Raw genomic sequence first — 23,000 nt, 5'->3', positions numbered from 1 at the left:
TCACAGGCAACCGATCGTTCCACCCCACAGGACGAGAAGGAGCCCCCCATGGCGTCGTTCCGCAGCAGCACCGGGTCGAGGCGGACCAGAAGACTCCTGCCCCTGGCCCTCGGTCTCGGTCTGGCCTCGGCCGCGCTGGGTACCGCGAGCCCGGCGAGCGCCCAGAACACCGCCGAGGCCCCGGCCCGCACCGCCACCGTCGGATACGTGGGCGCAGCCGACGGCGCCGGCAGCAAGGCGTTCTTCGACGCGGTGCTCAAGTCGGTCGCCGAGCGGCAGGCCGACCAGCCCTCGCTGAAGGTGGTGACCGTCTACTACAACGCCTCCCAGGCCCCGAGCTTCCGCTCCCAGATATCGAGCGCCGCCTCCATCTGGAACAGCTCCGTGTCGAACGTCAAGCTCCAGGCGACCTCGGGCAGCGGCGACTTCACCTACTACGAGGGCAACGACCCGCGCGGGTCCTACGCTTCCACCAACGGCCACGGCCGCGGCTACATCTTCCTGGACTACGCGCAGAACCAGCAGTACGACTCCATCCGCGTCACCGCGCACGAGACCGGCCACGTGCTGGGCCTGCCCGACCACTACAGCGGTCCGTGCAGCGAACTGATGTCGGGCGGCGGCCCCGGCCCGTCCTGCACCAACCGGTACCCGAACGCCACCGAGCGCTCCCGGGTCAACCAGTTGTGGGCCAACGGCCTGGCCAAGGCCCTGGCGAAGGTGAACCGGACCGGCTGACCCCACGCAGCCCCAGCCGATTCACCCCGGTACGGACCGCGGCTCGGTGATGCCGCGGTCCGTACCGCCGTCGTACAGGCCGGTCCGCACTCCGACGGCGGTCACCCCTCCCCCGTCACCGTCCGCAGATAGGCGCCGAGCCGGGCGATCGCCGACGGGTTGCGGGGGCTCTCCACCAGGTCGGCGTAGTCGAGGGCGATGATGCGCCGGTGCCTGATGGCGGAGACGCCGCGCAGCGGGGCGTAGGAGAGCAGGAACTTCTTCTTCCGCTCGGCGCTCACATCGCCGTAGTCGCAGATCACGATGACGTCCGGGTCGCGCTCGACGACGCTCTCCCAGCCGGCCGTGGTCCAGGAGTCCGCCACGTCGTGCATGACGTTGACGCCGCCGGCCTCCGTGATGATCTGTTCCGGGGCGGCGTAGCGGCCGGAGGTGAAGGGTGTGTCCTGGCCGCTGTCGTAGAGGAAGACCGAGGGACGGTCGGCCCCCTTGGGCGCCTTCGCCCGCACGTCGGCGATCTGCTCCTCGAAGCCGTCGATCAGCGCTTCGGCCCGCTTCTCGACACCGAACAGCCTGCCGAGGTTGGTGAGGTCGGTGTAGAGGGCGTCCAGGGGCGGCATGATGCCCCGCGAGGTCTTCGTACGGCCGTTGCGGCAGGACTCGGTGAGGACGTACGAGGGGATGCCGAGCTTCTCCAGGGCGTCGGGGGTGAAGCCGCCGTCCTCGCGGAAGCCGTAGTTCCAGCCGGCGACGACCAGGTCGGCGCGGGCGTCGAGGACGTTCTCCTTGGTGAGCCGGTCCTTGGACAGCCAGGGCACCTTGTCGTACCCGTCCTTCCACGGCACGCGGCTCAGGTCGCCCTTGTCGTCGGGCATGGCGAAGCCGGCCATGCGGTCCTGAAGGCCGAGCGCGAACATCAGCTCGGTGATGCCGACGTCGTTGGTGACGACGCGCTCGGGGACCTTGTCGTAGGTCACCTCACGGCCGCAGTTGGTGAGGGTGACCGCCGGGGATCTCCCGTCCCCGGCGGACTCGACCGTGGCGCCGCAGCCGGTGGCGGTCGCGGCGAGACAGAGGGCGGCGGCGAGCAGCGTGCGCATCGTGATCCTCAGGTGGTGGGCGGGAGCAGGTCGAACAGGAGCTGGACGGCGCCGGTCACCGGATGCCGCACCGGGTGCGCTCGGACACCGAACACCTCGGCGAGCAGAGCGGGTCGCAGTACCTCGTGCGGTGGTCCGGCGGCGACGATCCGGCCCTCGTCGATGACGTACAGGACGTCGCAGTGGGCGGCGGCGAGGTTGAGGTCGTGGAGCGCGGCCAGCACGGTCAGCCCGCTGTCCCGGACCAGGGAGAGGACGTCCAACTGGTGAGCGATGTCGAGGTGGTTGGTGGGTTCGTCGAGGACGAGCACCCGGGGCTGCTGCGCCAGCGCGCGGGCGATGAGGACCCGCTGTTTCTCGCCTCCGGACAGGCCGGAGAACCCCCGGTCGGCGAGGTGGGCGACGCCCGTGCGGTCCATCGCCCGCGCACAGATCTCCCGGTCCGAAGCGGCCGTGCGGCCGCGGTGCGGCAGCCGCCCCATGGCGACCACCTCGGCGACGGTGAAGTCGAACTCGGCCGAGGACTCCTGGGGCAGCGCGGCGAGCGCCCGGGCGGCGGCCCGCGGGTCCAGGGCGTGCAGGTCGTCGCCGTCCAGCCGCACCGTCCCGGCGGTCGGCCGCAGCGCCCGGTACACGGTGCGCAGCAGGGTCGACTTGCCGCTGCCGTTGGGGCCGACGAGCCCGACGAACGTCCCGCTGTCCACGGCGAGCCGGATCCGGTCGACCAGCCGGGTTCCGGCGGCCTCGATCGTGACCTGGTCGATGTCGAGTCGCACGTTCAGCGCCCTCCGAACGCGTGACCGCCCCGCCGCATCAGCAGCAGGAACGCGGGCACCCCGACCACCGCGGTGATGACCCCGACCGGCAGTTCGGCCGGGGCGAGCAGCAGCCGGGACAGCACGTCCGCCCACACCAGCAGCACCGCTCCCGCGAGCGGGGCCACCGCCAGCACCCGGCGGTGGTCGGCACCGACCAGCATGCGCACGACGTGCGGCACCATCAGCCCGACGAAGCCGATGGCCCCGCTGACCGCGACGACGGTTCCCGTGACGGCCGCGGTCACCAGGAACAGTTCCCGCCGCAGCCGGGGTGGTGGGACGCCGAGGGCGGCCGAGGTCTCGTCGCCCATGGACAGCGCGTTCAGCGCCTCCGCACGCCATCGCAGCCACGCCCATCCGGCGGCCACGGTCACCGCGGCGAGCGGCAACTGCGCCCAGTTGGCGCCCCCGAGGCTGCCCAGCAGCCACATCATCGCCGACCGGGCCGCCTCGCCCCGGGCGGCGCCGAACACCATGACGGTGGTGACGGCCTCGAAGCCGTACGCCAGTGCGGTGCCCGTCAGGATCAGCCGTAGCGGGGTCGGTCCGTGCGGCGAGCGGGCCACTGCGTACACGAGGGCCATGGCCCCGAGCGCCGAGGCGAACGCCGACACCGACAGCGCCCACACCCCGAGTCCCGCCAGCGCGCCGAGCAGGATGACGGCGTTGGCGCCCACCGCCGCGCCGGAGGAGATGCCCAGGACGAACGGGTCGGCCAGCGCGTTGCGGACCATGGCCTGCACGGCCACGCCGACCGCCGCGAGCCCCGCCCCGATGACGGCGGCGAGCAGGACCCGGGGCAGCCGGATCTCCCAGACGATGGTGTAGGGGGCCGCGTCGTTCGTGTGCACGGTGCCGCCGGTGAGCCCGGCCCACAGGAGGCGGAGCACGTCGGCCCAGCCGATTCCGGCGGCCCCGAGTGCGACACCGCACAGGAGGGAGAGCACCAGCAGCACTGCCAGCCCCAGGCCGAGCGGCAGCGCGGGTATCCGGCCGGGGGCCGTTCTTCGACGCACGGTGGGGCCGTCCTTCGCACGGGCTGCCGCGGGACGTCGAAACAGGGACAGCCCGTACGGCCGTACCGGCCGCGCGGCCCCCCTCTCGCAGTCCGCGGCGAGCAGTCAAACGGGTCGCTGACCCCTCCGCGGGCGATCGGGCTCGCGCGAGGACCACAGGTCCCCGCACACACCGTTGCGGGTCAGCGCCGGACTCTCACCGGACTTCCCCCACGGGAGGCAAGGGGAGCCTAACGCACCGTTCACCGTGGGCGCGCCTACCGGCGGTCGGTAGAGCCGGGGACGGGGAGCGCCCGCCGGCCCCGGCCGGCCGGTCACCGGGTGTCGTACAGCCCCGCTCGCGTGGCCCGCGGCGTGCGCAGCCTGCCCGTCCGGCTGGGCCCGGGCGAGAGGCGGGTGCAAGCACCGAACGGTGACGTCCGTGACCGTTCCGTGCCACACGGGCGCACAACGAACCGCTCCCGTGACGGGTCGTACTCCACATGACGGCCGGGAGGAACCCGTCCTCACCGGCATCCGGCGCATCACACCGCACAGGGGGACAGCATGACGATCCGGACGCGTGGCTTCCGTAACACTCTGACGGCCCTGGCCACCGGCACCGCCCTCGCGCTGGCGGCGGTGCCGGCGACGGCTGCCGCCGGCACCGCCGACGCACCCGCCTTCCTCGACCCGGCGGACCTGCCGCCCCACCCGTCGTCGCCCTGGTACGCCGGGCCGGTCACCGCCGGCCAGCCGGACCCGCTGCCGATCTGCGTCGGGGACGCCCTGCCGTCGATCTCCGTGCACCGCGTCTACTGGACGGACCTCGACACCAACGCACTGCAGGTCACCGTGGTGGAGCGCGACGCACAGCGCGCCGCCGACTTCGCCGGCCTGCTGCGCAAGGACCTCGCGGGCTGCGCGAAGAAGCTCCGGTCGCAGTTCCCGGACATCACGGCGGCCAAGAAGTACTACGGCAAGGTCAAGGTGGCGGACGGCGCCCACGTCTACGGCGTCCACACCACCGCGACCTGGGGCGCCTCCGACATCGCCCTGTTCTCGGTCGGCCGCGCCGGCAGGACCGTGACGGTCGTGAAGTGGTCCCAGATGGGCTCGTTCCGCGACGCCCCGGTCAAGGCCTTCAAGACGACCACCCGAACGGCGGTCGGCAAGCTCTCCTGACCTCTGCGGCCCAGGAGAGGGCCGGCCGGGCCCTCAGGTGCGGACCGCGCCCTCTCCCGGCACGGTGGTAGGAGGACGTACCGGAAACCACCGGCACGCCGGAACCTCTGTTCCCGGGAGTACGACCATGGCCGAGGCCAAGCGCGCGTCAGGCGAGAACGAGCTGTCCAAGGGCGACAAGGTCGCCTGGCGCAGTCACGGAAGCGAGACCACGGGCACCGTGGAGAAGAAGATCACCGAGCGCACCGAGGCGGCGGGACGCACGGTGAACGCCTCGTCCGACGACCCGCAGTACGAGGTGCGCAGCGACAAGTCCGGCCGCTCGGCGGTGCACAAGCCGTCCGCACTCAAGAGGAAGAAGTAGGCCCGGTCGCGGGCGGGGAGCGGAGACACCTGCTCCTGTGCCGGGCGCGCGGAACCACCGCTGCGCCGCATGCCTACAGTGGAGTGAGGACTCCACCAGGCACCTTCCCGAGCGGAGCAGAGATGCGGTACCCCTCCGCCGGACCGGACGACGGCCCCGACACCCTGTTCGACGTCGACGCGCTGGGCACCGCCGCGCCCGGCGCGCGCACGACCGGCCGGGGCGGCACGGCTCCCGGGCACGGGGCGGAGCACCAGCGCTCGTTCCGTGACTCCGCGGTCGCCCGCCGCCTCCTGCCGGTACGGACCGTCTACGCCGAGCCGGCCGCCGCCGCCTCCGCACGCGGCCGCCAGATCCTCGCCCGCTTCCCCCGGGCCGAGGTGATCGAGGTGGAGTCCCACTGGCGCATCCCCGGGCTGCACGGCAACGAGGGGAACGTCGAGCGCTGGGTGCGGGTGAAGGGGGAGACACTGGTCCTGGGCGAGAAGAAGACACTGACGACGCGGCCCAACGGCCGGTCCGCCGACTGGATCGCCCCCAGCGCCTCCAACGGGTGCGCGATGGCCTGCGCGTACTGCTACGTGCCACGGCGCAAGGGGTACGCCAACCCCATCACCGTCTTCACCAACATCGACGGCATCATCGCCCACCTGGCACGGCACATCGCACGGCAGGGCCGGAAACGGGACCCCAACCAGTGCGACCCGTCGGCCTGGGTCTACGACATCGGGGAGAACGGCGACTGTTCGGTGGACGCGCTCGTCAGCGACAACACCGCGGATCTCGTCCGTGCCTTCCGCCAGTGGCCCACGGCCAAGGCGTCGTTCGCCACCAAGTTCGTCAACCCCGACCTGCTGGCCCTGGACCCGCGGGGCCGGACGCGCATCCGCTTCTCGCTGATGCCCTCGGCGGACTCGAACCTGCTGGATCTGCGGACCTCCCCGGTCGGGGACCGGATCGCCGCCGCGGCGGACTTCCTGGACGCGGGATACGAAGTCCACTTCAACCTCTCCCCCGTGGTGGTGCGCCCGGGCTGGCAGGAAGCCTGGACCGAACTGCTACGGCATCTCGACGACGCCCTGCCCGACAGGGTCAAACGGCAGGCGGCCGCCGAAGTCATCATGCTCACGCACAACCGGGAGCTGCACGAGGTCAATCTCGGATGGCACCCCCGCGCCGAGGAAGTGCTGTGGCAGCCCGCCCTGCAAGAGGGCAAACGCTCGGAGAACGGCGCGCTGAACGTCCGCTACGCCACTGGCGTCAAAGCGGAGGCCGTACGGACCCTGCGGGACCTCCTGGCGTCCCACGTCCCCTGGCTGCGCATCCGGTACGCCTTCTGAGGCATTCGGATGGCGCGGCCACATCACCGGCCCGATCGTGGGTACCCCCGCAGAGGAGGTTCTGATGTTCGAGGCATCCGATATCCGCGAGTGGCGAGGTCATGACGTCGTCGACCCCAAGGGGCACAAGATCGGCGTCCTGGAGTCGGTCTATGTGGACACGGCCACCGACCAGCCGTTCTTCGCCACGGTGATCGTGGGCATGCCCACCCGTCGCCGCCTGGTGTTCGTGCCGCTCCCCGGTGCGACGGTCGGTCCCGGCTACCTGAAGGTCACCCACAGCAAGGACCAGGTCAAGAAGGCCCCGGCGATCGACACCGACGGGGAACTGCCCGTCGCCGAGGAGCCGGACGTCTTCGCCCACTACGAGCTGACCTATACCCCGGGGGCCGGCGGCGAGCGGCGCCTGGCCCGCCGTTGAGCACGGAAGAACGCCGGGAGACCCGATGACTCTGTTCCTGTTCCTGATCCTCGTGGCCGTCGTCCTGGGCATCATCGGATTCGTCGTCCACGGCCTGCTCTACCTGCTGGTCATCGGCGCCGTCGTGCTCGTCCTCGACCTCGTCTACGCGGCGGTGCGCTTCCGCCGGGGAGGCAGGAGCCACCGCGTGCTCCGCTGACCGGCCAAGGCCACCCCGCACGCGACCCGCCCCGGCGCGGGACGTCGTCCCTCGCCGGACCCGGCCGCGGGGGCGTCCCGGCCGGTCAGCCGCCGGACGGCTCCGCGGCCGGCTGCTCCGTCCGGCGCTCGTCGACGCCCCGGCTCCCGTGGACGGGCAGTCGTGCGTCGCGGGCCGGCCGGACGTGAGCCTCCCCCCGCGAACGAGGCCCCTGAGCGCCGAGCGACGCGGTCGCGCGTTCCCCGCGGACGACGGCAAGCTGGTACAGACATGCTCATAAGGGTCGTACGGCAGGGAGCGGCCGTGGATGGTGCGCAGGGCATGACCGTAGGCGTGCTGGGTTCCTACGGCGGCCGGAACGTGGGCGACGAGGCGATCCTCACCGCCCTGCTGAACCGCGTCCGGGCAGGCCGGCCGGGCACTCGCTTCGTGGTCTTCTCCCGCGATCCCCGGCACACCCGCAGGGCCCATCCGGATGTCGAGGTCGTCGGGTGGGAGGGCGTCTGCCGGGAGGGCATCTCCGCGCACCTGCGCCGGCTGAGCGTCCTGGTCCTCGGTGGCGGCGGGATCCTCTACGACACCGAGGCGCGGCGCTATCTGCGGACGGCCCGTACCGCGCAGGACCTCGGCGTGCCCGTCTTCACCTACGCCGTGGGGGCGGGGCCGCTCACCGACGAGTCGGACTGCGCGTGGGTCCGTACGGTGCTGTCGGACGCGGTCGAGGTGACGGTGCGCGACGAGGAGTCGAAGCTCGTGCTGGAAGAGGCCGGTCTCGACCGTCCCGTCCTGGTCACCGCCGATCCGGCGCTGCTGCTGGAACCCGGCGGCCGTGGTGCGGCGTTGCTGCGGGCGGAGGCCGTACCGCGCGGGGTGCGGCTGGTGGGCATGAGCGTGCGGGAACCCGGGCGCGCCGCGGAGCACCTGGACGAGGAGGGGTACCACCAGCTCCTCGCCAGTGTGGGTGACTTCCTGGTCCACCGGTTGGACGCCCATGTCGTCTTCGTCTCCATGGAACGCGGCGACATGCGGCACGCCCACGCGGTGGTGTCGCGGATGGCCGAGGCGGACCGCTGCACGGTGCTGCACGGCGATCACGGGCCGCAGCAGGTCCTCGACATCGTCGAGCAGCTCGATCTGGCCGTCGGCATGCGGCTGCACTTCCTCGTCTTCGCCGCGCTGGCCGGGATCCCCCTGCTGCCCCTGCCCTACGCGGGCAAGGTCTTCGACTTCGCCCAGCAGATCGGCGCGCCGGCCCTGCGCGGTGTGGTCCGGGAGACGGCCGGGCTGCTGCTGGCGGAGGTGGACCGCCTGTGGGACGAGCGGGAGGCCCGGGTGGCGGACACGGCCGTGCGGACGGCGGAGATGCGGCTGCGGGCGGCACGGACGGCAGAGCGGCTCCTCGCCTATCTGGACGGTGCCGCCCCGCACGACGTCGTACCCGGCGGCGTGCCCGTGGTGGCCTCCGCCGCGGGCTGAGGCCGACGGCCACCGGTTCTCCGAGGGAGTGAGACGTGTCCTACCTGATGCCGCCCCGCGTTCCGAGGACGGTGGAGCTCCCGCCGCGCAAGGCGCTGCACGCGGGGTCGACGCAGGTGCTGGTGATCGGCGGCGGGCCGGCCGGCATCAGCGCGGCTCTGGGTGCCGCCAACGCGGGCGCCGAGGTGGTCCTCGTCGAGCGCTACGGGTTCCTCGGCGGCAACGCCACCGCGGCGCTGGTGATGCCCCTGATGAGCTTCCACAACGAGGTCAAGCAGGCCGTGCCCGGCGACACCACGCGTCTGCTGCCGCCCGATCACGGCGAGGGCCAGCCGGTCGTCGGCGGGGTGCTGTGGGTGCTGCTCGACCACCTGGTGCGCGCGGGAGCGGCGATCCGGCCCGCACTGGAGACCGGCTACACCGTGCCCTTCGACCCGGAGCTGTTCAAGCTGGTGGTGTACGAGCTGCTGGAGATGCACGAGGTCCGCACGCTCCTCCACTCGTTCGCCTCCGACGTCCTCAGCCTGCCGGACCGGGCGCGTGCGGTGTTCGAGACGAAGTCCGGTCCCCTCGTCATGGACGCGGACGTCGTCGTCGACTGCACCGGGGACGGGGACATCGCCGCGGCGGCGGGGGCCTCGTACGAGGTCGGCCGGCCGGAGGACGGCTGGACGCAGCCCATGTCACTGATGTTCCGCATGGCCCGTTTCGACCACGACGACTTCACCGCCTACACCCGCGCCCACCCGGACCAGTGGCGGGGCGTGCACGGACTGTGGGACCTGGTCCGCGCCGCCACGGACGCCGGGGAGCTGGACCTGCCCCGCGAGGACGTGCTCTTCTTCGCCACCCCCAACGCCGGCGAGGTGGCGGTGAACTCGACCCGTATCACCGAGGTGCTCGGCACCAGCGTGTGGGACCTGACCCGGGCCGAGTTCACCGCTCACCGGCAGATGGCGCAGATCGCCCGTTTCCTGCGCGAACGCGTACCGGGCTTCGCGGACTCCTACGTCGTGCAGAGCGGCGTCCAGGTCGGCGTCCGGGAGACGCGGCGGATCGTGGGCGAGTACCGGCTGACGGGCGACGACGTGCTCACGGCCCGCACCTTCCAGGACGCGATCGCCCGCGGTGCCTACCCGGTGGACATCCACAACCCGAGCGGCCGCGGCACCACGCTGAAGCGGCTGCCGCGCGGGGAGTCGTACGACATCCCGCTGCGCTGCCTCTTCCCCCGGGGGGTGGAGCGGGTCCTGGTCGCGGGCCGCTGCATCTCCGGCGACCACGTGGCCCACTCCTCCTACCGCGTCATGCCGATCTCCATGGCCACCGGGCAGGCGGCGGGCGTCTGCGCGGCCCTGGCGGCGACCCAGGGGCGGCAGCCGCGGGACGTCCCGGTGAACGCGGTCCAGCGGGAGCTGCGCGCCCAGGGCGCCAGTCTGCGCTGAGCCGTCCGTTCACCCGGACGGCTCAATCTCGGCGCCGGATCGGGGCCCGGGCGCATGACCGGGCGACCGCCGGTGAGACATCGGGCATGGACGAACACGCACCGGGCGGCCCCCTGCCGGCTCCGCGCCGCCCGACCGGATCCGACGTCGTGTTCACGGCGGACTTCGCTTCGGAGACGCAGTGGGTCGCGGGCCGCTCGTGGGCCTATCCGGACGGCGGCCCGGTCAATCCGGGCGACGACAAACTGGACTACCTGGTGTCCGACGCCGACCACAGCCGCTCCGGGGTCTTCCGGGCCACGCGCCGGCCGGACGGCAGATGGAACACGGGGCTGCTGACCACCGAGGGGAGCGAGGAGGGGTTCACGGTCCGGTCGGGGGACGTGCTGGAGGCCCGCGTCCGGCTCCCCCGGGAGATCGGCGCCTGGCCGGCCATCTGGACCTGGCGGGACGGCGACCAGGAGATCGACGTCTTCGAATACCACCCGGACCACCCGGACCTGCTGGAACTGACCAACCATGTACGCGGCGCCGAGCGCTATGTGCACGACGACGCCGTCGGTCCCGGCGCCTGGGTGGACCTGCGCACCGACTTCGGACGCCGTTCGGTCGTCTGGTGGCTGAACGGCACGCGGGTGTTCTCGGACGGGCGGGGCGTGGGCCGCGCCTGGCACGCCCATCTCATCGTCAACCTCTCCGTGAGCGCAGGCCGTTACCACCCGCCACCCGATCCCGACACGACCGAGATGAGCTTCGAGGTGAGCAGTCTCGTCGTACGGCGTCCCGGCGCGGGCGGCGGGGACGACAGCGGTGAGCACAGCGGGGCCGCCACCGTGGGCGGCCCCGCCGGGTGACACCGCGCCGTCCGGCCCGGTGCGCCCTCCCTACCGGTCGGAGCCGGTCTCCGCGTCTCCCGGCCGGCGCTCCCCCGGCCGGTCCTCGGCGCGTACGCCCCGCAGCGGCTCGCCGGTCGCTGTGCCCTCCTCGGGCTGATAGCCCTCCTTGGCACTGGCCGTGCCCGGAATCGTGCGGTCGCGGGCCTGGCTCTCGCTGCCCGAGTGGGCTCCGGGCTCCTCCTCGTCGCGGGCCCGGGTGAACCGCTCGGCGGGCTCGTCGCTGTGTCCCGTCATGGCCGTCCTCCGATCCGTTCGTCGGCACCGGCCGGGTTCCCCCGCCGCACCCCTTCACGCCCTGTCCACCCCTCGGGACGAGGCGACCGCGCTCCAGGGGGCAGCCACCCCCGATCCGTCTCCGGCCGGCATGCTGATCGTCGATGGCGAGGACAGGGGTTCCTCGTCGAGGCGCGTGCCACACCGCCGGGGAGTCTGCCGCCTGGGGCAACGCGTACGCGTGGCCAAGGGGCCCTGCCGGGTCCGGGCGGCGCCCTCTTCGCGGCGCCCGGGCCGCGTCAACCGGGAACGTCGAGAGCTGCTTGCGCCGGGGGGCGTCATGCGGGACTGTTGCCATAAGACATCTGTTTTCCGTCGCAGAGAGGTGGTGGGGCGCGTCCCGGACGGCGCCCCCGCGTGTGCTCGGTTCCAGCGGCTCCCCCGTAGATCCTCGCTGCGTCGCGGCCGGCCCCGGTGCGGCCTGGGCGCATGCCCCGTACCCGGTGCTCGTCGCCGACCGGGACGGGGGCCTGGTCGAACTGAACCGCGCGGCCCGGCGGTTGTGGTCCGACGCCGCCCGTGGGGACAAGCTCCGCGACACCGTGCCGTCCTGGCTGGCGGAGGCACACGGACGGTTCACGGACGGGACGTCCGGTGCCGCGGTCCGGACGTCCGGCGCCGTCGCGGACCGGTTCTTCGAGGCACACCCGACCCCGACGGACGAGGGCGACGTGGTGTGGTGGCTCGTCGACGACACCGACCGCCGGCTGGCGGAGGCCACCCTGGCCGGGACACGCCGACGCACCGCCCTCCTGGCCGACGTCTCCAGCCAGCTGCTGTCGACGCTGAACCTGACCCGGTGTCTGGAGGCCACGGCCCGCATGGCCACCGATCACCTCGCCGAGGCGGCTGTGCTCGTCGCCCCGCCGCAGGGCCGCCGGCACCCGCTCACGTACGCCTTCCGTGGTGGGCCGGTGACCCGGGTGACCGCGTCGGTCGACGTGTGCGACCTCCCCGGACTGGCCGAGGCGCTGCAAGGGTTCCCGCCGGTACCCGCGCGCTGGATCGACCCGGCCCGCCTGCCCGGCTGGTCGCGTCCGGCGGGCTTCCGGGAGCCGGTGGGCTCCGTCATCGTCGCCCCGCTGCCCGGGCACGGCGTGTCCGCCGGTGCGCTGGTCCTCCTCCGCTCCAGCGGTGAACAGGCGTTCAGCGACGACGACGAACTCTTCGCCCGGCTCTTCGCGGCCCGGGCCGGGGCCGCGCTGTCGGCCGCCCGTCTGTTCACGGAACAGTCCTCGATCACCGCCACGCTGATGCGGGAGCTGCTGCCGCCACGGCTGGAGAGCGTGCACGGGGTGGAGTACGCAGGCGCCTACCGCCCGGCGCGGGACAACGAACACATCGGGGGCGACTTCTACGACGTCCATCCCGGCGCCGGACCCGCCGAGGAGAGCCTGGTCACGCTCGGAGACGTGGCGGGCAAGGGCCTGGACGCGGCGGTGCTGACCGGCAAGATCCGCAACACGCTGCACGCGCTGCTGCCGCTGGCCACCGACCACGTACGCATGCTGACCCTGCTCAACAAGGCATTGCTGTCCTCCCCCCACACCCGGTTCGCCACCCTGGTCCTGGCGTCCGTCCGCCGGCGCGGCAGGGAGGTGGAGCTGCGGCTCACGAGCGCGGGGCACCTCCCCCCGCTGATCGTCCGTGCCGACGGCACCGTCGAGGAGGCCGCCACGCGCGGATCACTGATCGGCGCCCTCCCGAAGGTCACCGCCGCCACCGCCCGGGTGACGCTGCACCCCGGGGAGACGTGTCTGCTGTACACCGACGGCATCACCGAAGCCCGCGGTGGTCCCCTCGGGGACGAACTGTTCGGCGAGCACCGGCTCAAGCGGGTCCTCGCGGAGTGCGCGGGGCTGCCGGCCGAGGCGGTGGTCGAGCGGATCCAGATGCTGACCGCCCAGTGGCTGGGGCCGGGCGGCCACGACGACATCGCCACCGTGGCCATCGGCGCGCCCCGCGCGGCGGACCGGACGGCGGCGGACGACCAGGGTCGCGCCCGCTCCACGGCCTACCGGGGCATTCCGTGACCGCTCCCCCGGCGACGACACTCGGTGCCCTGAGACACCAGCTGCGCGACTTCCCCCGCTCCCTGCACCTGCTCCGGCGCGGCACCGCCGCCCTGACCGACCGTCCCGTCTCCACGGCGAATACTTGCCGGTAGGCAACTTATGATCGGGGCTGGGTAGGAGAACCACGCAATGCCTGGCGGCACCGCGCCGCGCGGGCCACCGACCGACGGCGCACGGGGACGACGCGATGCAGTGGGAACGCAGGGCTACCGTGAGGCTGACCTGCCATGACCGAGTCTTCGAGATCACGGTGCGCGGCGAGATCGACTACGAGGAGAGCGATCTGCTGCAGGCCGCCTGGGCCGAAGCCGACGAGTCGGCGCGTCCCGTGACCCTGGTGGACCTCTCCCAGGTCACCTTCGCCGACAGCGGACTGCTCAACGCCCTCCTCGACGCCTGGCGCCGCCACCGGGACACGAACCGCGCGCTGCTGCTGCTCGGCCCCCTCCATCCGACGGTCGAGCGGCTGTTCGCCCTCACCGGCACCCGGGAGCACTTCACCTTCACCGATTCCCGCGCCAGGGCCCTGCGCGCGGACGACGCCCCCTGAGGGCTTAGCGGGGGGAGCGGCCGGTGAGGGTGTCGTCCGGGCCGTCGGCCAGGGCGATTCGGGCGGTGACGCGCTTGCCGACCGGCTCCCTCTGCACCTCGAAGCCCTGGACGACCGCCATCACGATCTCCAGTCCGTGCTGCCCGACCCGGCCCGGGTCGGCCGGCCGTGCCATCGGCAGCGTCGGATCGCCGTCCCACACGACCACCTCGACGAGTCCGCCGACGAGGCGTAGTTCCAGCAGCACCGGACCCGGCGCGTACTTGCGCGCGTTGGTCACGAGCTCGCTGACCACCAGCCGGGTCAGGTCCATCGCCCGGTCCGACACCGGCAACCCGTACTCGCGCTGCACCCGGGCGAGGAAGTCGGCCGCGTGGCGACGTGCCTCGGCGATGCAGCCACCCTGACCGTCCAGCGGGACGATTTCGTGCATCGGTTCGGGACCGGTCACGCCGTCACCACCGGGTCCCGATGTGACCGGGTCCATACGCGTTCCCCCGTTCATGGGCCCACGTCTACCCGCCGGAGGCCCGGACATGCCCGGCGCCGCTCAAGGGTATCCGGTCGCATCGGCGCGACGGCCACCCGGCAGCCGTCGGCTCGGACAGGCTCGGCGGCGGCCGGGGTATGTGAAGGAAGAGGAACGGGAACGGCAGTTGCCGTTTGACAACTATAGCCACGAGGCAACAAAGTAACCGTGTCGGACGGGCACGGGGAAGGATCTGTGATGTTCCGGTGGACGCGGGCCGCTGCCTGTCCCGGCCGCCGGCGCCCCATGGCGCCGACGGGCCTGGTACGGCGCCCGGCGCATCAGGCGGTCCGGCTGCCGGACCCCTCGGCGTCGTCGTGTATCTGCGTGGCCGCAGCGGTGCAGAACGCCTCCAGCCCCTCCAGGAGCGCGGCCCGTTTGGCGGCGGGCATCAGTGTCAGGACTTCCTGCAGCTCCCTCTCCCTGCGGGCCCGCAGGTCGTCGAGGAAGGCTCGCCCCCGGCTGCTCAGGTACAACCGCACCTCTCGCCGGTCGGTGGCGCTGACCACGCGGTCGACGAAACCGGCGGCCTGCAACCGGTCGCACAGCCGGCTCGTGGACGGCGGTGTGGACGCCAGGGAATCCGCCAGGGTGCGCAGGTTGATGCCCTCGTGGTGCTCCAGGATGAGCAGCACGCGCAGCTGGGACGCGGAGGCGGGCGCGGTGGAGGCACGACCCCAGAGCACTTCCAGCAGCTCACCGGCCGTGGAGGTCACCCGGGCGACCTCATCGGGCTGTGGCAGGTGTCGGAAGGCGGTCACTGTCACACTCTCGCAGGCTTCGGGACGGTTGGCAGCCTACTAGGGACGCGGGCCGATGACAGATGTCCCGCACGACCGGCGCGCAGATATCGGGTGCCGCGTGCGACCGAGGTCCGACCGAAGGATTGGTGTTCTTCCCATCGTGAACAGATTTGTGGCCGCTGAACGCGCCCTGCGGACGGCGGCACCGCACGAGTTGCTCGACGCCCTCCGCCGCGTGCTCGCCGAGGAGTACGCGGCCCGGTCCGCCGAGTTGTTCATGGCGGACTACGGAATGACGGTGCTGCAGCCGGTTCCCGTGCCGCCGCATGCGCTGGAGCCGCTGGCGGTCCACGGCAGTGCGGCCGGTCGCGCGTTCGGCGCTCAGGAGCCGTTCGCCGAGCCGGAGTCGGAGGGGCTGGTCCGGGTCCATCTGCCCGTGACCGTGCGGGGCGACCGGCTCGGCGTGTTGTCGGTGACCCTGCCGGAGGACGCACTCACCCCCGACGGGCTGGCGGAGCTGGCCGAGATCGCCGAAGTGCTCGCCCATGAGGTGGTCGTCGCCGGGCGCGACACCGACCTGTACCTGCGGGCGCGCCGCAAGGACCGGCTCACCCTGGCCGCCGAGATGCAGTGGCAACTGCTGCCCGGCGCTTCGTGCGCCCGTCCCGAGTACGAGCTGGGCGCCCAGTTGGAGCCCGCGTACGGGATCTTCGGTGACAACTTCGACTGGTCCGCGACCGCCGACCACCTCATGCTGTACGTCACCAACGGGATGGGCGAGGGGATAGAGGCCTCCCTGCTCACGAACCTGGCCATCAACGCCCTGCGCAACGCCCGGCGGGCCGGTATCTCCCTCGCGGACCAGGCGGCGCTGGCCGATCAGGCGGTCTACGCCCACTACCGTGGCCGCTGCTACCTGTCGGTGCTGATGTTCGACTTCGAGCTCGCCACCGGACGCGTGACGGTGGTGGATGCCGGATCCCCGCAGATGCTGCGTCTGCGGGGCGGGACCGTGGAGCGGGTCGTCTTCGACGCCCAGCTGCCGCTCGGCATGTTCGAGGAGACCGACTACGTGGCCCAGGAGTTCCACGTGCGGCCGGGCGACCGGCTGGTCTTCGTCAGCGACGGGGTCTACGCCGTCGCCGATGCCCAGGGTGAGGCGTACGGGGACGCCGCGCTGGCACGGGCGATCCAGTCGACGCGCCTGCTGCCCGCCGCCGACGTCCCCCGCGCCATCCTGCGGGAACTGTCCGGCCATCGCGGCCGGCCCGCCCCGGACGACGACGCCCTGATCGTGTGCCTGGACTGGCACGGACGCTGACGCGGCGGGTCCGGACCCGCGAGCGACGACCCCGCCGGCACCGCCCCCGGCCGGTCACTCCGCCTCGGCGCCCCGCGCCGGCGCTCCCCCGTCCAGCACCGCCCGCAGCGCCCGCAGGCCCTGCGTCAGCGCCGCCCGGTCGTCCGGTCCCATGCGCCGGAGTGCCGTGGCCAGTGCCCGCGCCCGGCGTCGCGCCACGTCTCCGAGGACGCGCCGCGCGTGCGCCGTGAGCTCCAGACGCACCTCACGACGATCACGGGACCGCGGCGAACGCTCCAGCAGGCCGGCCGCCTCCAGCCGGTCGCAGAGCCGACTGGCCGTGGGGAGCCCGATGCCCAGCCGCTCCGCGAGGGCGGTGAGATTCAGACCCGGCGCCGCCTCCAGCGCCCGCAGCGCCCGGAGTTGATGGGGCGACAGGGGTAAGTCCACGTCCTGGGCCGCCGACGACCACAGGGTCGCCAGGAGCTCGACGGCATCGCCCACCCCCAGCGCGGCGGCCACCAAGCCGTCAGCCAGGTCCGTCCGATCGCCCCCGGCGCCGCCGAGCCGCGTCACGAGCGGGCCGCCTTCCACGTGTCCGGGCCATGCCGATGCCTCCTCACCTCGCCTGGGTACCCGACGAAGCCGGCCGAAACCGGCGCACGCGGCGGGTACCGCTCACGCCTCCCTGCGGGCGGCCCGGGTACCGCCACCGAGCAGCGGGACCGGTGAGCGACGACGCCGGGGCGAGGGCCGGGTGGACGTCACGGACGCGGCTCGGCCGGGAGCTCCACGGGGTAGGGCTCGCTGAAGTCCGCCGACCTGCTCACCTTCTCCCAGGCGGTCGCCTCCGCGATCTGGCGGCGGGAGTAGTCCAGCGCCATGGTCACGGCGTTCACGCCGAGGGGGAGGTGGCTGGGGATCTGCTCGCGTCCCACGGTCCGCACGACGATCTCGGCCGCGCGGCGGGGGTCACCGGCCGCACCGTCCGTGCTCTGCCGCACCCGCCGGTTCATCTCGCCCACGGTCTGGTCGTAGGCCTCGGGGATGGCGTGGACGGTCATGGAGGAGCCGGCCCAGTCGGTGGCGAAGCCGCTCGGCTCGACCACCATGACCCGCACGCCGAACGGTGCGGTCTCCGTGGCCAGCACGCGGCTGAAGCCGTCGACCGCGAACTTGGCCGCCTGGTAGGAGGCGATGCCCGGCGAGCCGCCGACCCGGCCGCCGATCGAGGAGAACTGCACGACGGTGCCCGATCCCTGTCGGCGCAGGGTGGGGAGCGCGGCCTTCGTGACGTTGTAGACGCCCCAGAAGTTCGTCTCGAACTGGGCGCGGAAGTCGTCGTCGTCCGCCGTCTCGATGGGCGACACGTTCGCGTAGCCCGCGTTGTTGACGAGGACGTCGATGCGTCCGAAGCGCTCGATCGCCGCGTCGACGGCCGCGCGGGCCGCGTCGGCGCTGGTGACGTCCAGGGCGAGGGGGAGGACGCGGTCGCCGTACTCATGGAAGGCCTCCGCGAGCGCCTCGGGGCGGCGGGCGGTGGCGACGACGTGATGACCGGCCTCCAGGGCGGCGGTGACCAGGGCGCGGCCGAGGCCGCGCGACGAACCGGTGATGAACCAGACCTGCGGGTGCTGTGTACTCATGGCTTTAGTACAACACCGTTTCCTTAATAACGCAACATCGTTCTGCTACCGGTTCCTATGATGTCCTCCATGAGTGAGCTTGCCTTTCAGCGTGCGCGCAGTGCCGAGGCCAAACAGGCCCGGGAACAGGCGATCCTGGACGCGGCCCGCGCGCTCGGCGGTCGGCACGGAGTGAGGGACGTCACCCTCACCGACATCGCGGCGGCCGTGGGCATGCACAAGTCGGCGTTGCTGCGCTACTTCGAGACGAGGGAGCAGATCTTCCTCGCACTGACCGCGGAGGGGTGGCGGCAGTGGTCCGCCGACCTGTGCGGCGACCTCGCGGGCCGGTCGCGGGCCACGCCCGCCGAGGTCGCCGAGGTCATCGCCGGCACGCTCGCGGCGCGCCCCATGTTCTGCGACCTGCTCGCCCAGGCGCCCCTGAACCTGGAGCGGAACGTGTCGACCGAGTCGGTGCGGGCCTTCAAGCTGGTGACGCTCGGGGAGGTCGAACGGATCGGCGGCGAGCTGCACCGGCTGCTCGGACTGACCGAACTGCAGGCCGTCGACACGGTCGCCGCGGCCACCAGCATGGCCGGAGCGCTGTGGCAGATGGCCAGCCCGGGACCGCGCCTGCGGGAGCTGTACGCGAGCGATCCCCGGCTGAGCCATGCCGTCGTCGAGGTGGAACCCCGCCTCACCCGCGTCCTCACCGCCTACCTCATCGGGCTGGGGGCGGAGTCCCCGGCGGCCGGCTGACCGGGCGCCGCGCCCGGCGCGCGGCGCCCGGGCGGTCAGCCGGCGAGGGTCCGGCGCAGAGCGGCCAGCCCGTCGGCGTAGATGCCGTGGAAGAGGTCGACGGCCTCCTGGTCCGGCACCCCGACGGGGGTGAAGGTGCCGGACCACTCGACGCGGGCGCCGTGGCCGTCGGGCGTTTCGCGCACGGTGAGGGTGGACCGGTAGTCGGTGACCGGGAAGGGGGCCCGGACGATGGAGTAGGTGTAGGTGCGCGCCTTGTCGTCGAACGCTTCCAGCCGTTCGACGATGACGCCGCCCTCCTCGTTCGTCAGGGTGCGCACCCGGCCGCCCTCGCTCAGTTCGCTGCCGGGGATGTACGGCAGCCAGTCGGGCAGCGAGTCGAAGCCGCCGATGAGTCGCCACACCCGGTCGGCGGGCACGGGGACGTCGAGGGACGCGGTGGTGGTGGCCATGGGTTTCTCCTGTGGATCGGGATGCGGTTCGGGGAGACGATCAGGCGGGCACCGGCGCGTTCGCGGCGATCAGGCCCTCCTCGCGGAGCGCCGTCCAGAACGCGGCCGGGACCGTCTCGGCGAGTGCGGCGACGTCCTCGGCGACGCGGCTGGGGCGGGTGGCGCCGGGGATGGCCGCGGCGGTCGCCGGGTGGGCGAGGGAGAACTGCAGCGCGGCGGCCTTGATGCCGACGCCGTGCCGGGCGGCGAGCGCCTTGATCCGCTCGACCTTGGCGACGATCTCGGCGGGGGCCTGCTGGTACTCGAAGTGCGTGCCGCCCGCGAGGACGCCCGAGCTGTAGGGACCGCCGACGACGATGTCGACGTTCTGCGCGGCCGCTGCGGGCAGCAGCCGCTGGAGGGCGCGCTCGTGATCGAGGAGGGTGTAGCGCCCGGCGAGGAGGAACGCGTCCGGCCTGGGCTCCTCCAGGTCGAGGGTCACCTCCAGGGGTTCGACACGGTTGACGCCGAGGCCCCAGGCCTTGATGACGCCTTCGTCCCGCAGCCGGTCCAGGACCCGGAAGGCTCCGGTCCGGGCGGTCTCGTACCTGGCCAGCCACTCGTCGCCGTAGAAGTCCTGTGCGACGTCGTGCACCCAGACGATGTCGAGCCGGTCCGTCCGCAGGCGCTTGAGGCTGTCCTCGATGGAACGCAGGGTGGCGTCGGCCGAGTAGTCGTTGACCATCTTGTTGGGGCGTCCGTGCTCGAACAGGCCGCCCTTCTCGCCCAGGTCGCGGGCGGCCGGGTCCTCGGCCTCGTCCAGGATGACGCGGCCGACCTTGGTGCTCAGGACGTAGGCGTCCCGGGGCATGCCGGACAGCACCTCGCCCAGGCGGATCTCGCTGAGCCCCGCGCCGTAGAACGGGGCGGTGTCGAAGTAGCGGACGCCGTGGTCCCAGGCGGCCTGGACGGTGGCCGCCGCCTCCTCGTCCGGGATGGCGCGGAACATGTTGCCCAGCGGGGCGGTGCCGAAGCCGAGACGTCCGGGAAGCAGGTTCTTGATGCTCATGGGGGGTCTTTCGGTGAGGGTCGTGACGGGTGCCGGGCGGGGTGTCCGGCGGTCGTCGTCCTTGTGTCACCGAGGCTAGGATCGAGGAGTTGAGACTGTCCAAGACATAGTTGGACAGACTTCAGTCCCCAGAGGTCTTACATGCTCGATCTGCGCCAGCTCACCTACTTCGTCGCCGTCGCCGAGGCCGAACACGTCGGCCGGGCCGCGGAGGCCCTGCACATCTCCCAGTCGCCGCTCAGCCGGCAGATCGCCCAGCTGGAGCAGAAGCTCGGTCTGACGCTCTTCGAGCGCAGCCAGCAGCGGATCCGGCTCACCGCGGACGGCCGGGTCTTCCTCAGCGAGGCCCGCGCGCTGCTGCGGCACGCCGAGCGGCTGGAGAACCTCGGCCGGCGGCTGGGCCGGGGCGAGGAGGGCGGACTGTGCATCGGGTACGTCCCGCACGCCCTGCACACCGGCATCCTGCCCGGCGCGCTGCGTGCCCTCCAGCAGCGCAGCCCCGACATCCACGTCGCCCTGTACCCCCTGAGCCCCGCCGAGCAGTTCGAGGGTCTGCGGCAGCGGAGCCTGGACATCGCGCTCGTCCACGAGCCGCCGACCGACGACGACCCCGACCTGCGCTCGGCGCTGCTGCTGGAGGACCCGCTGATGCTCGCGCTCCCCCATGGGCATCCGCTCGCCGCGCGGGAGGTCATCACCGCCGCCGATCTCGACGGGCAGCCCTGGATCGCCGTGGCGGACTCCCAGCATCCGGCCTGGCGCGACGTCTTCATCGCCGCCTGCGCGGCGTCCGGGTTCACGCCGGACGTGCGGCTGGACGCCGCCGAGCCGCAGACCGCCCTCGGACTCGTCGCCTCGGGACTGGGCCTCGCGCTGATCCAGAAGAGCCTGCTGCGAGGCGCCGGCGAGAGCATCACCGTACGGGAACTGCCTTGGCACGAGGCGTCGGTACGGCTCTGGGCGGCCTGGCACCTCACGGACCTCCGCCCGGTCGTGCCGTCGTTCCGCGAACTGGTCCTGAACACGGCGGGGGCGGGGTGAGCGAGCGGGCGGGTCGGGTAGCAGGGTGGGGGTATGTGTGCCCGTGCCCGGCCCGGGAACGTGGTTCGGCCGGGTGCGGCCCTGGTGAGAGGAGTCCCACGTGACAACGTCGACGTCGGCGGCGGGCGGTCGGGACAGCGGTGCCCAGGAGGCCGGGTACGAGCCTGACCCGCGCCGGTGGCGCGCCCTGTGGGTCACCTTGGTGGCGGGCTTCATGAGCCTGCTCGACGTGACGATCGTGGCGGTCGCCCTGCCCACCGTCCAACGGGATCTGGGGGCCTCCCCGGCACAGGTGCAGTGGGTGGTCTCCGGATACGCCCTGACCTTCGCCCTCGCCCTCGTCACCGCCGGCCGTCTCGGCGACGCGCTGGACCGGCGCCGTATCTTCCTGCTGGCCCTCGGCGGATTCGTGGTCTTCAGCGCGGTGTGCGGAGCGGCCCCCGACATCATGCTGCTGGTGGTGGCCCGACTCGCCCAGGGCCTGGCGGCCGGCTTCATGGCCCCGCAGAACTCCGCGCTCATCCAGCAGATGTTCCGCGGCGCCGAACGCGGCCGGGCCTTCGGCTTCTTCGGTGCCACCGTCGGCATCTCCTCCGCCGCGGGCCCCCTCACCGGCGGTGTCATCCTCGCCCTCGCCTCCGGCGCCCAGGGCTGGCGGTGGATCTTCTACGTCAACGTCCCCATCGGCATCCTCGCCGTCCTCCTCGGCCGCCGCCTGCTGCCCCGCACCCGGCGCTCCGGGCGGAGCCGGGTGGACGTGCCCGGCGTCCTGCTCCTCGGCCTCGGCGTCCTCGCGCTCATGTACCCGCTGGTCCAGGCGGGATCCGGCGGTCTCGACCGTCTGTGGTGGCTGTTCCCCGTCGGTGCGGCGGTGCTCGTCGTCTTCGCCCGGTGGCAGCGCCGCCTGGTCGCCCGGCACGCCCAGCCGCTGCTCGACCCGCGCCTGTTCAGCACCGTGCGCGGCTACGCCATCGGCGCGGGCATCGGCACGCTGTACTTCATCGGCTTCAGCGGGGTCTGGCTGGTGTTCGCCCTGTTCTACCAGCACGGACTCGGCTTCTCCCCGCTGCGGTCCGGCCTCGCCGTGACTCCGTTCGCCCTCGGCTCGGCGGGCGCGGCCGTGGTGTCCGGGCGGCTGGTGGACAGGTTCGGCCGCCTGCTCACCGTGTGCGGCCTGACGGGCGTGATCGTCGGTCTGGGCGGCACCGCGCTGCTGCTCCGCTTCGTGCCCCTGCACATCGCCCCGTGGGTCGCCGCCCCGGTGCTGTTCCTCGGTGGCGTCGGCGGTGGCTTCGTGGTCGCCCCCAACATCACGATGACCTTGCGGGACGTGCCGGTGCGGATGGCGGGCGCGGCGGGCGGCGCCCTGCAGACCGGGCAGCGGCTGGGCGCCACGCTCGGGACAGCAGCCCTGCCCGGCCTCTTCTACCTGGTGCTCGGCAGGAGCCACGACTACCGGGGCGCCCTCGTGACCGCGCTGTGCGCCGCCCTCGTCGGGATGGCGGCGTCCCTGGCACTCGCGACGTTCGACTGGCAGCGCGACCGGCGGCCGCACCCCCCGCACCGGAAGTGCCCGGACGAGGTCGCCCACGACCCGGTGCACGCCCGGCAGACCTGAACCGCCCCGC

Annotated in this window: 25 protein-coding genes and 1 riboswitch; of the genes, 15 read left to right on the top strand and 10 right to left on the bottom strand. The window is 72.8% G+C overall.

The features are described from left to right. Positions 1–48 precede the first annotated feature (48 nt). Complete coding sequence (snpA, locus tag C3492_RS12545) at positions 49–738, top strand: snapalysin (RefSeq protein WP_103811833.1); 690 nt, start codon at positions 49–51, stop codon at positions 736–738. A 101-nt stretch (positions 739–839) separates the two neighbouring features. Here snpA and C3492_RS12540 read toward each other — a convergent pair whose 3' ends face one another. From C3492_RS12540 to C3492_RS12530, 3 genes are read right to left on the bottom strand one after another with little or no spacing between them, the layout of a single operon-like run. Further along, positions 840–1,838: an ABC transporter substrate-binding protein gene (locus C3492_RS12540; RefSeq protein ID WP_103811832.1), complete on the bottom strand. Its 999-nt coding sequence runs from the start codon at positions 1,836–1,838 to the stop codon at positions 840–842. Positions 1,839–1,846: 8 nt separating this feature from the next. Beyond that, positions 1,847–2,614 (bottom strand): ABC transporter ATP-binding protein, encoded by a 768-nt coding sequence (locus tag C3492_RS12535; protein ID WP_103811831.1) that lies wholly within the window; start codon positions 2,612–2,614, stop codon positions 1,847–1,849. A 2-nt stretch (positions 2,615–2,616) separates the two neighbouring features. After that, positions 2,617–3,672, bottom strand: coding sequence for an iron ABC transporter permease (locus tag C3492_RS12530; RefSeq protein WP_258055655.1), 1,056 nt, complete (start codon positions 3,670–3,672; stop codon positions 2,617–2,619). 130 nt (positions 3,673–3,802) lie between these two features. Further along, positions 3,803–3,883: riboswitch (cobalamin riboswitch) on the bottom strand. Positions 3,884–4,218: 335 nt separating this feature from the next. Here C3492_RS12530 and C3492_RS12525 point away from each other — a divergent pair. The 8 genes from C3492_RS12525 to C3492_RS12495 all read left to right on the top strand — a co-directional run bounded on the left by C3492_RS12525 (position 4,219) and on the right by C3492_RS12495 (position 10,935). Continuing rightward, positions 4,219–4,836, top strand: a complete 618-nt coding sequence (locus tag C3492_RS12525; RefSeq protein ID WP_103811830.1) for a hypothetical protein — start codon at positions 4,219–4,221, stop codon at positions 4,834–4,836. A gap of 127 nt (positions 4,837–4,963) precedes the next feature. Beyond that, complete coding sequence (locus C3492_RS12520) at positions 4,964–5,200, top strand: DUF2945 domain-containing protein (RefSeq protein WP_103811829.1); 237 nt, start codon at positions 4,964–4,966, stop codon at positions 5,198–5,200. Positions 5,201–5,322: 122 nt separating this feature from the next. Next, positions 5,323–6,540 (top strand): spore photoproduct lyase family protein, encoded by a 1,218-nt coding sequence (locus C3492_RS12515; protein ID WP_103811828.1) that lies wholly within the window; start codon positions 5,323–5,325, stop codon positions 6,538–6,540. 64 nt (positions 6,541–6,604) lie between these two features. Continuing rightward, positions 6,605–6,961 (top strand): PRC-barrel domain-containing protein, encoded by a 357-nt coding sequence (locus tag C3492_RS12510; protein ID WP_103811827.1) that lies wholly within the window; start codon positions 6,605–6,607, stop codon positions 6,959–6,961. Between the two features lie 25 nt (positions 6,962–6,986). Further along, positions 6,987–7,160: a hypothetical protein gene (locus tag C3492_RS44575; RefSeq protein WP_181140336.1), complete on the top strand. Its 174-nt coding sequence runs from the start codon at positions 6,987–6,989 to the stop codon at positions 7,158–7,160. A 321-nt stretch (positions 7,161–7,481) separates the two neighbouring features. After that, positions 7,482–8,636, top strand: a complete 1,155-nt coding sequence (locus C3492_RS12505; protein ID WP_258055654.1) for a polysaccharide pyruvyl transferase family protein — start codon at positions 7,482–7,484, stop codon at positions 8,634–8,636. 35 nt (positions 8,637–8,671) lie between these two features. Continuing rightward, on the top strand, positions 8,672–10,081 hold the full coding sequence (locus C3492_RS12500) for an FAD-dependent oxidoreductase (RefSeq protein WP_374938340.1): 1,410 nt from the start codon (positions 8,672–8,674) through the stop codon (positions 10,079–10,081). 86 nt (positions 10,082–10,167) lie between these two features. Next, positions 10,168–10,935, top strand: a complete 768-nt coding sequence (locus tag C3492_RS12495; protein ID WP_103811825.1) for a family 16 glycosylhydrolase — start codon at positions 10,168–10,170, stop codon at positions 10,933–10,935. Positions 10,936–10,965: 30 nt separating this feature from the next. Here C3492_RS12495 and C3492_RS12490 read toward each other — a convergent pair whose 3' ends face one another. Then, a complete protein-coding gene (locus tag C3492_RS12490) occupies positions 10,966–11,211 on the bottom strand; it encodes a hypothetical protein (RefSeq protein ID WP_103811824.1) in 246 nt (81 codons plus the stop codon). A 482-nt stretch (positions 11,212–11,693) separates the two neighbouring features. On the opposite strand from C3492_RS12490, the gene C3492_RS12485 reads away from it, so the two are divergent. After that, positions 11,694–13,283 carry a PP2C family protein-serine/threonine phosphatase gene (locus C3492_RS12485; protein WP_103811823.1) on the top strand — a complete coding sequence of 530 codons (1,590 nt, stop codon included), beginning with the start codon at positions 11,694–11,696 and terminating at the stop codon, positions 13,281–13,283. Positions 13,284–13,536: 253 nt separating this feature from the next. Beyond that, the gene (locus C3492_RS12475; RefSeq protein WP_103811822.1) at positions 13,537–13,875 is read left to right on the top strand and encodes an STAS domain-containing protein; all 339 of its coding nucleotides are present in this window, start codon (positions 13,537–13,539) and stop codon (positions 13,873–13,875) included. Between the two features lie 4 nt (positions 13,876–13,879). Here C3492_RS12475 and C3492_RS12470 read toward each other — a convergent pair whose 3' ends face one another. Together C3492_RS12470 and C3492_RS12465 are read right to left on the bottom strand one after the other, a co-directional pair. Then, complete coding sequence (locus C3492_RS12470) at positions 13,880–14,308, bottom strand: ATP-binding protein (RefSeq protein WP_181140351.1); 429 nt, start codon at positions 14,306–14,308, stop codon at positions 13,880–13,882. Between the two features lie 377 nt (positions 14,309–14,685). Then, positions 14,686–15,171 (bottom strand): MarR family winged helix-turn-helix transcriptional regulator, encoded by a 486-nt coding sequence (locus C3492_RS12465; RefSeq protein ID WP_258055653.1) that lies wholly within the window; start codon positions 15,169–15,171, stop codon positions 14,686–14,688. A 136-nt stretch (positions 15,172–15,307) separates the two neighbouring features. On the opposite strand from C3492_RS12465, the gene C3492_RS12460 reads away from it, so the two are divergent. Beyond that, complete coding sequence (locus tag C3492_RS12460; protein ID WP_181140335.1) at positions 15,308–16,468, top strand: PP2C family protein-serine/threonine phosphatase; 1,161 nt, start codon at positions 15,308–15,310, stop codon at positions 16,466–16,468. A 54-nt stretch (positions 16,469–16,522) separates the two neighbouring features. Here the strand turns inward: C3492_RS12460 and C3492_RS12455 are convergent, their stop codons facing one another. Beyond that, positions 16,523–17,023 (bottom strand): MarR family winged helix-turn-helix transcriptional regulator, encoded by a 501-nt coding sequence (locus tag C3492_RS12455; protein ID WP_103812011.1) that lies wholly within the window; start codon positions 17,021–17,023, stop codon positions 16,523–16,525. Between the two features lie 188 nt (positions 17,024–17,211). Next, positions 17,212–18,093, bottom strand: coding sequence for an SDR family NAD(P)-dependent oxidoreductase (locus C3492_RS12450; RefSeq protein WP_103811818.1), 882 nt, complete (start codon positions 18,091–18,093; stop codon positions 17,212–17,214). 69 nt (positions 18,094–18,162) lie between these two features. Here C3492_RS12450 and C3492_RS12445 point away from each other — a divergent pair, with 69 nt between their 5' ends. Next, complete coding sequence (locus C3492_RS12445) at positions 18,163–18,831, top strand: TetR/AcrR family transcriptional regulator (protein ID WP_103811817.1); 669 nt, start codon at positions 18,163–18,165, stop codon at positions 18,829–18,831. A 35-nt stretch (positions 18,832–18,866) separates the two neighbouring features. Here C3492_RS12445 and C3492_RS12440 read toward each other — a convergent pair whose 3' ends face one another. Together C3492_RS12440 and C3492_RS12435 are read right to left on the bottom strand one after the other, a co-directional pair. Then, the gene (locus C3492_RS12440) at positions 18,867–19,283 is read right to left on the bottom strand and encodes an SRPBCC family protein (RefSeq protein ID WP_103811816.1); all 417 of its coding nucleotides are present in this window, start codon (positions 19,281–19,283) and stop codon (positions 18,867–18,869) included. A gap of 40 nt (positions 19,284–19,323) precedes the next feature. Next, a complete protein-coding gene (locus C3492_RS12435) occupies positions 19,324–20,331 on the bottom strand; it encodes an aldo/keto reductase (protein WP_103811815.1) in 1,008 nt (335 codons plus the stop codon). 141 nt (positions 20,332–20,472) lie between these two features. Here C3492_RS12435 and C3492_RS12430 point away from each other — a divergent pair, with 141 nt between their 5' ends. After that, entirely contained in the window at positions 20,473–21,372 is a 900-nt protein-coding gene (locus C3492_RS12430; RefSeq protein ID WP_103811814.1) for a LysR substrate-binding domain-containing protein, read from the top strand. Between the two features lie 100 nt (positions 21,373–21,472). Continuing rightward, on the top strand, positions 21,473–22,990 hold the full coding sequence (locus tag C3492_RS12425; protein WP_107500668.1) for an MFS transporter: 1,518 nt from the start codon (positions 21,473–21,475) through the stop codon (positions 22,988–22,990). Positions 22,991–23,000: the final 10 nt, after the last annotated feature.

The organism is Streptomyces sp. Ru62 (assembly GCF_002920615.1).
Lineage (GTDB): Bacteria > Actinomycetota > Actinomycetes > Streptomycetales > Streptomycetaceae > Streptomyces.
Note: the sequence above shows the minus strand (reverse complement) of the source record. Positions and strands in the feature narration are given on the sequence as shown.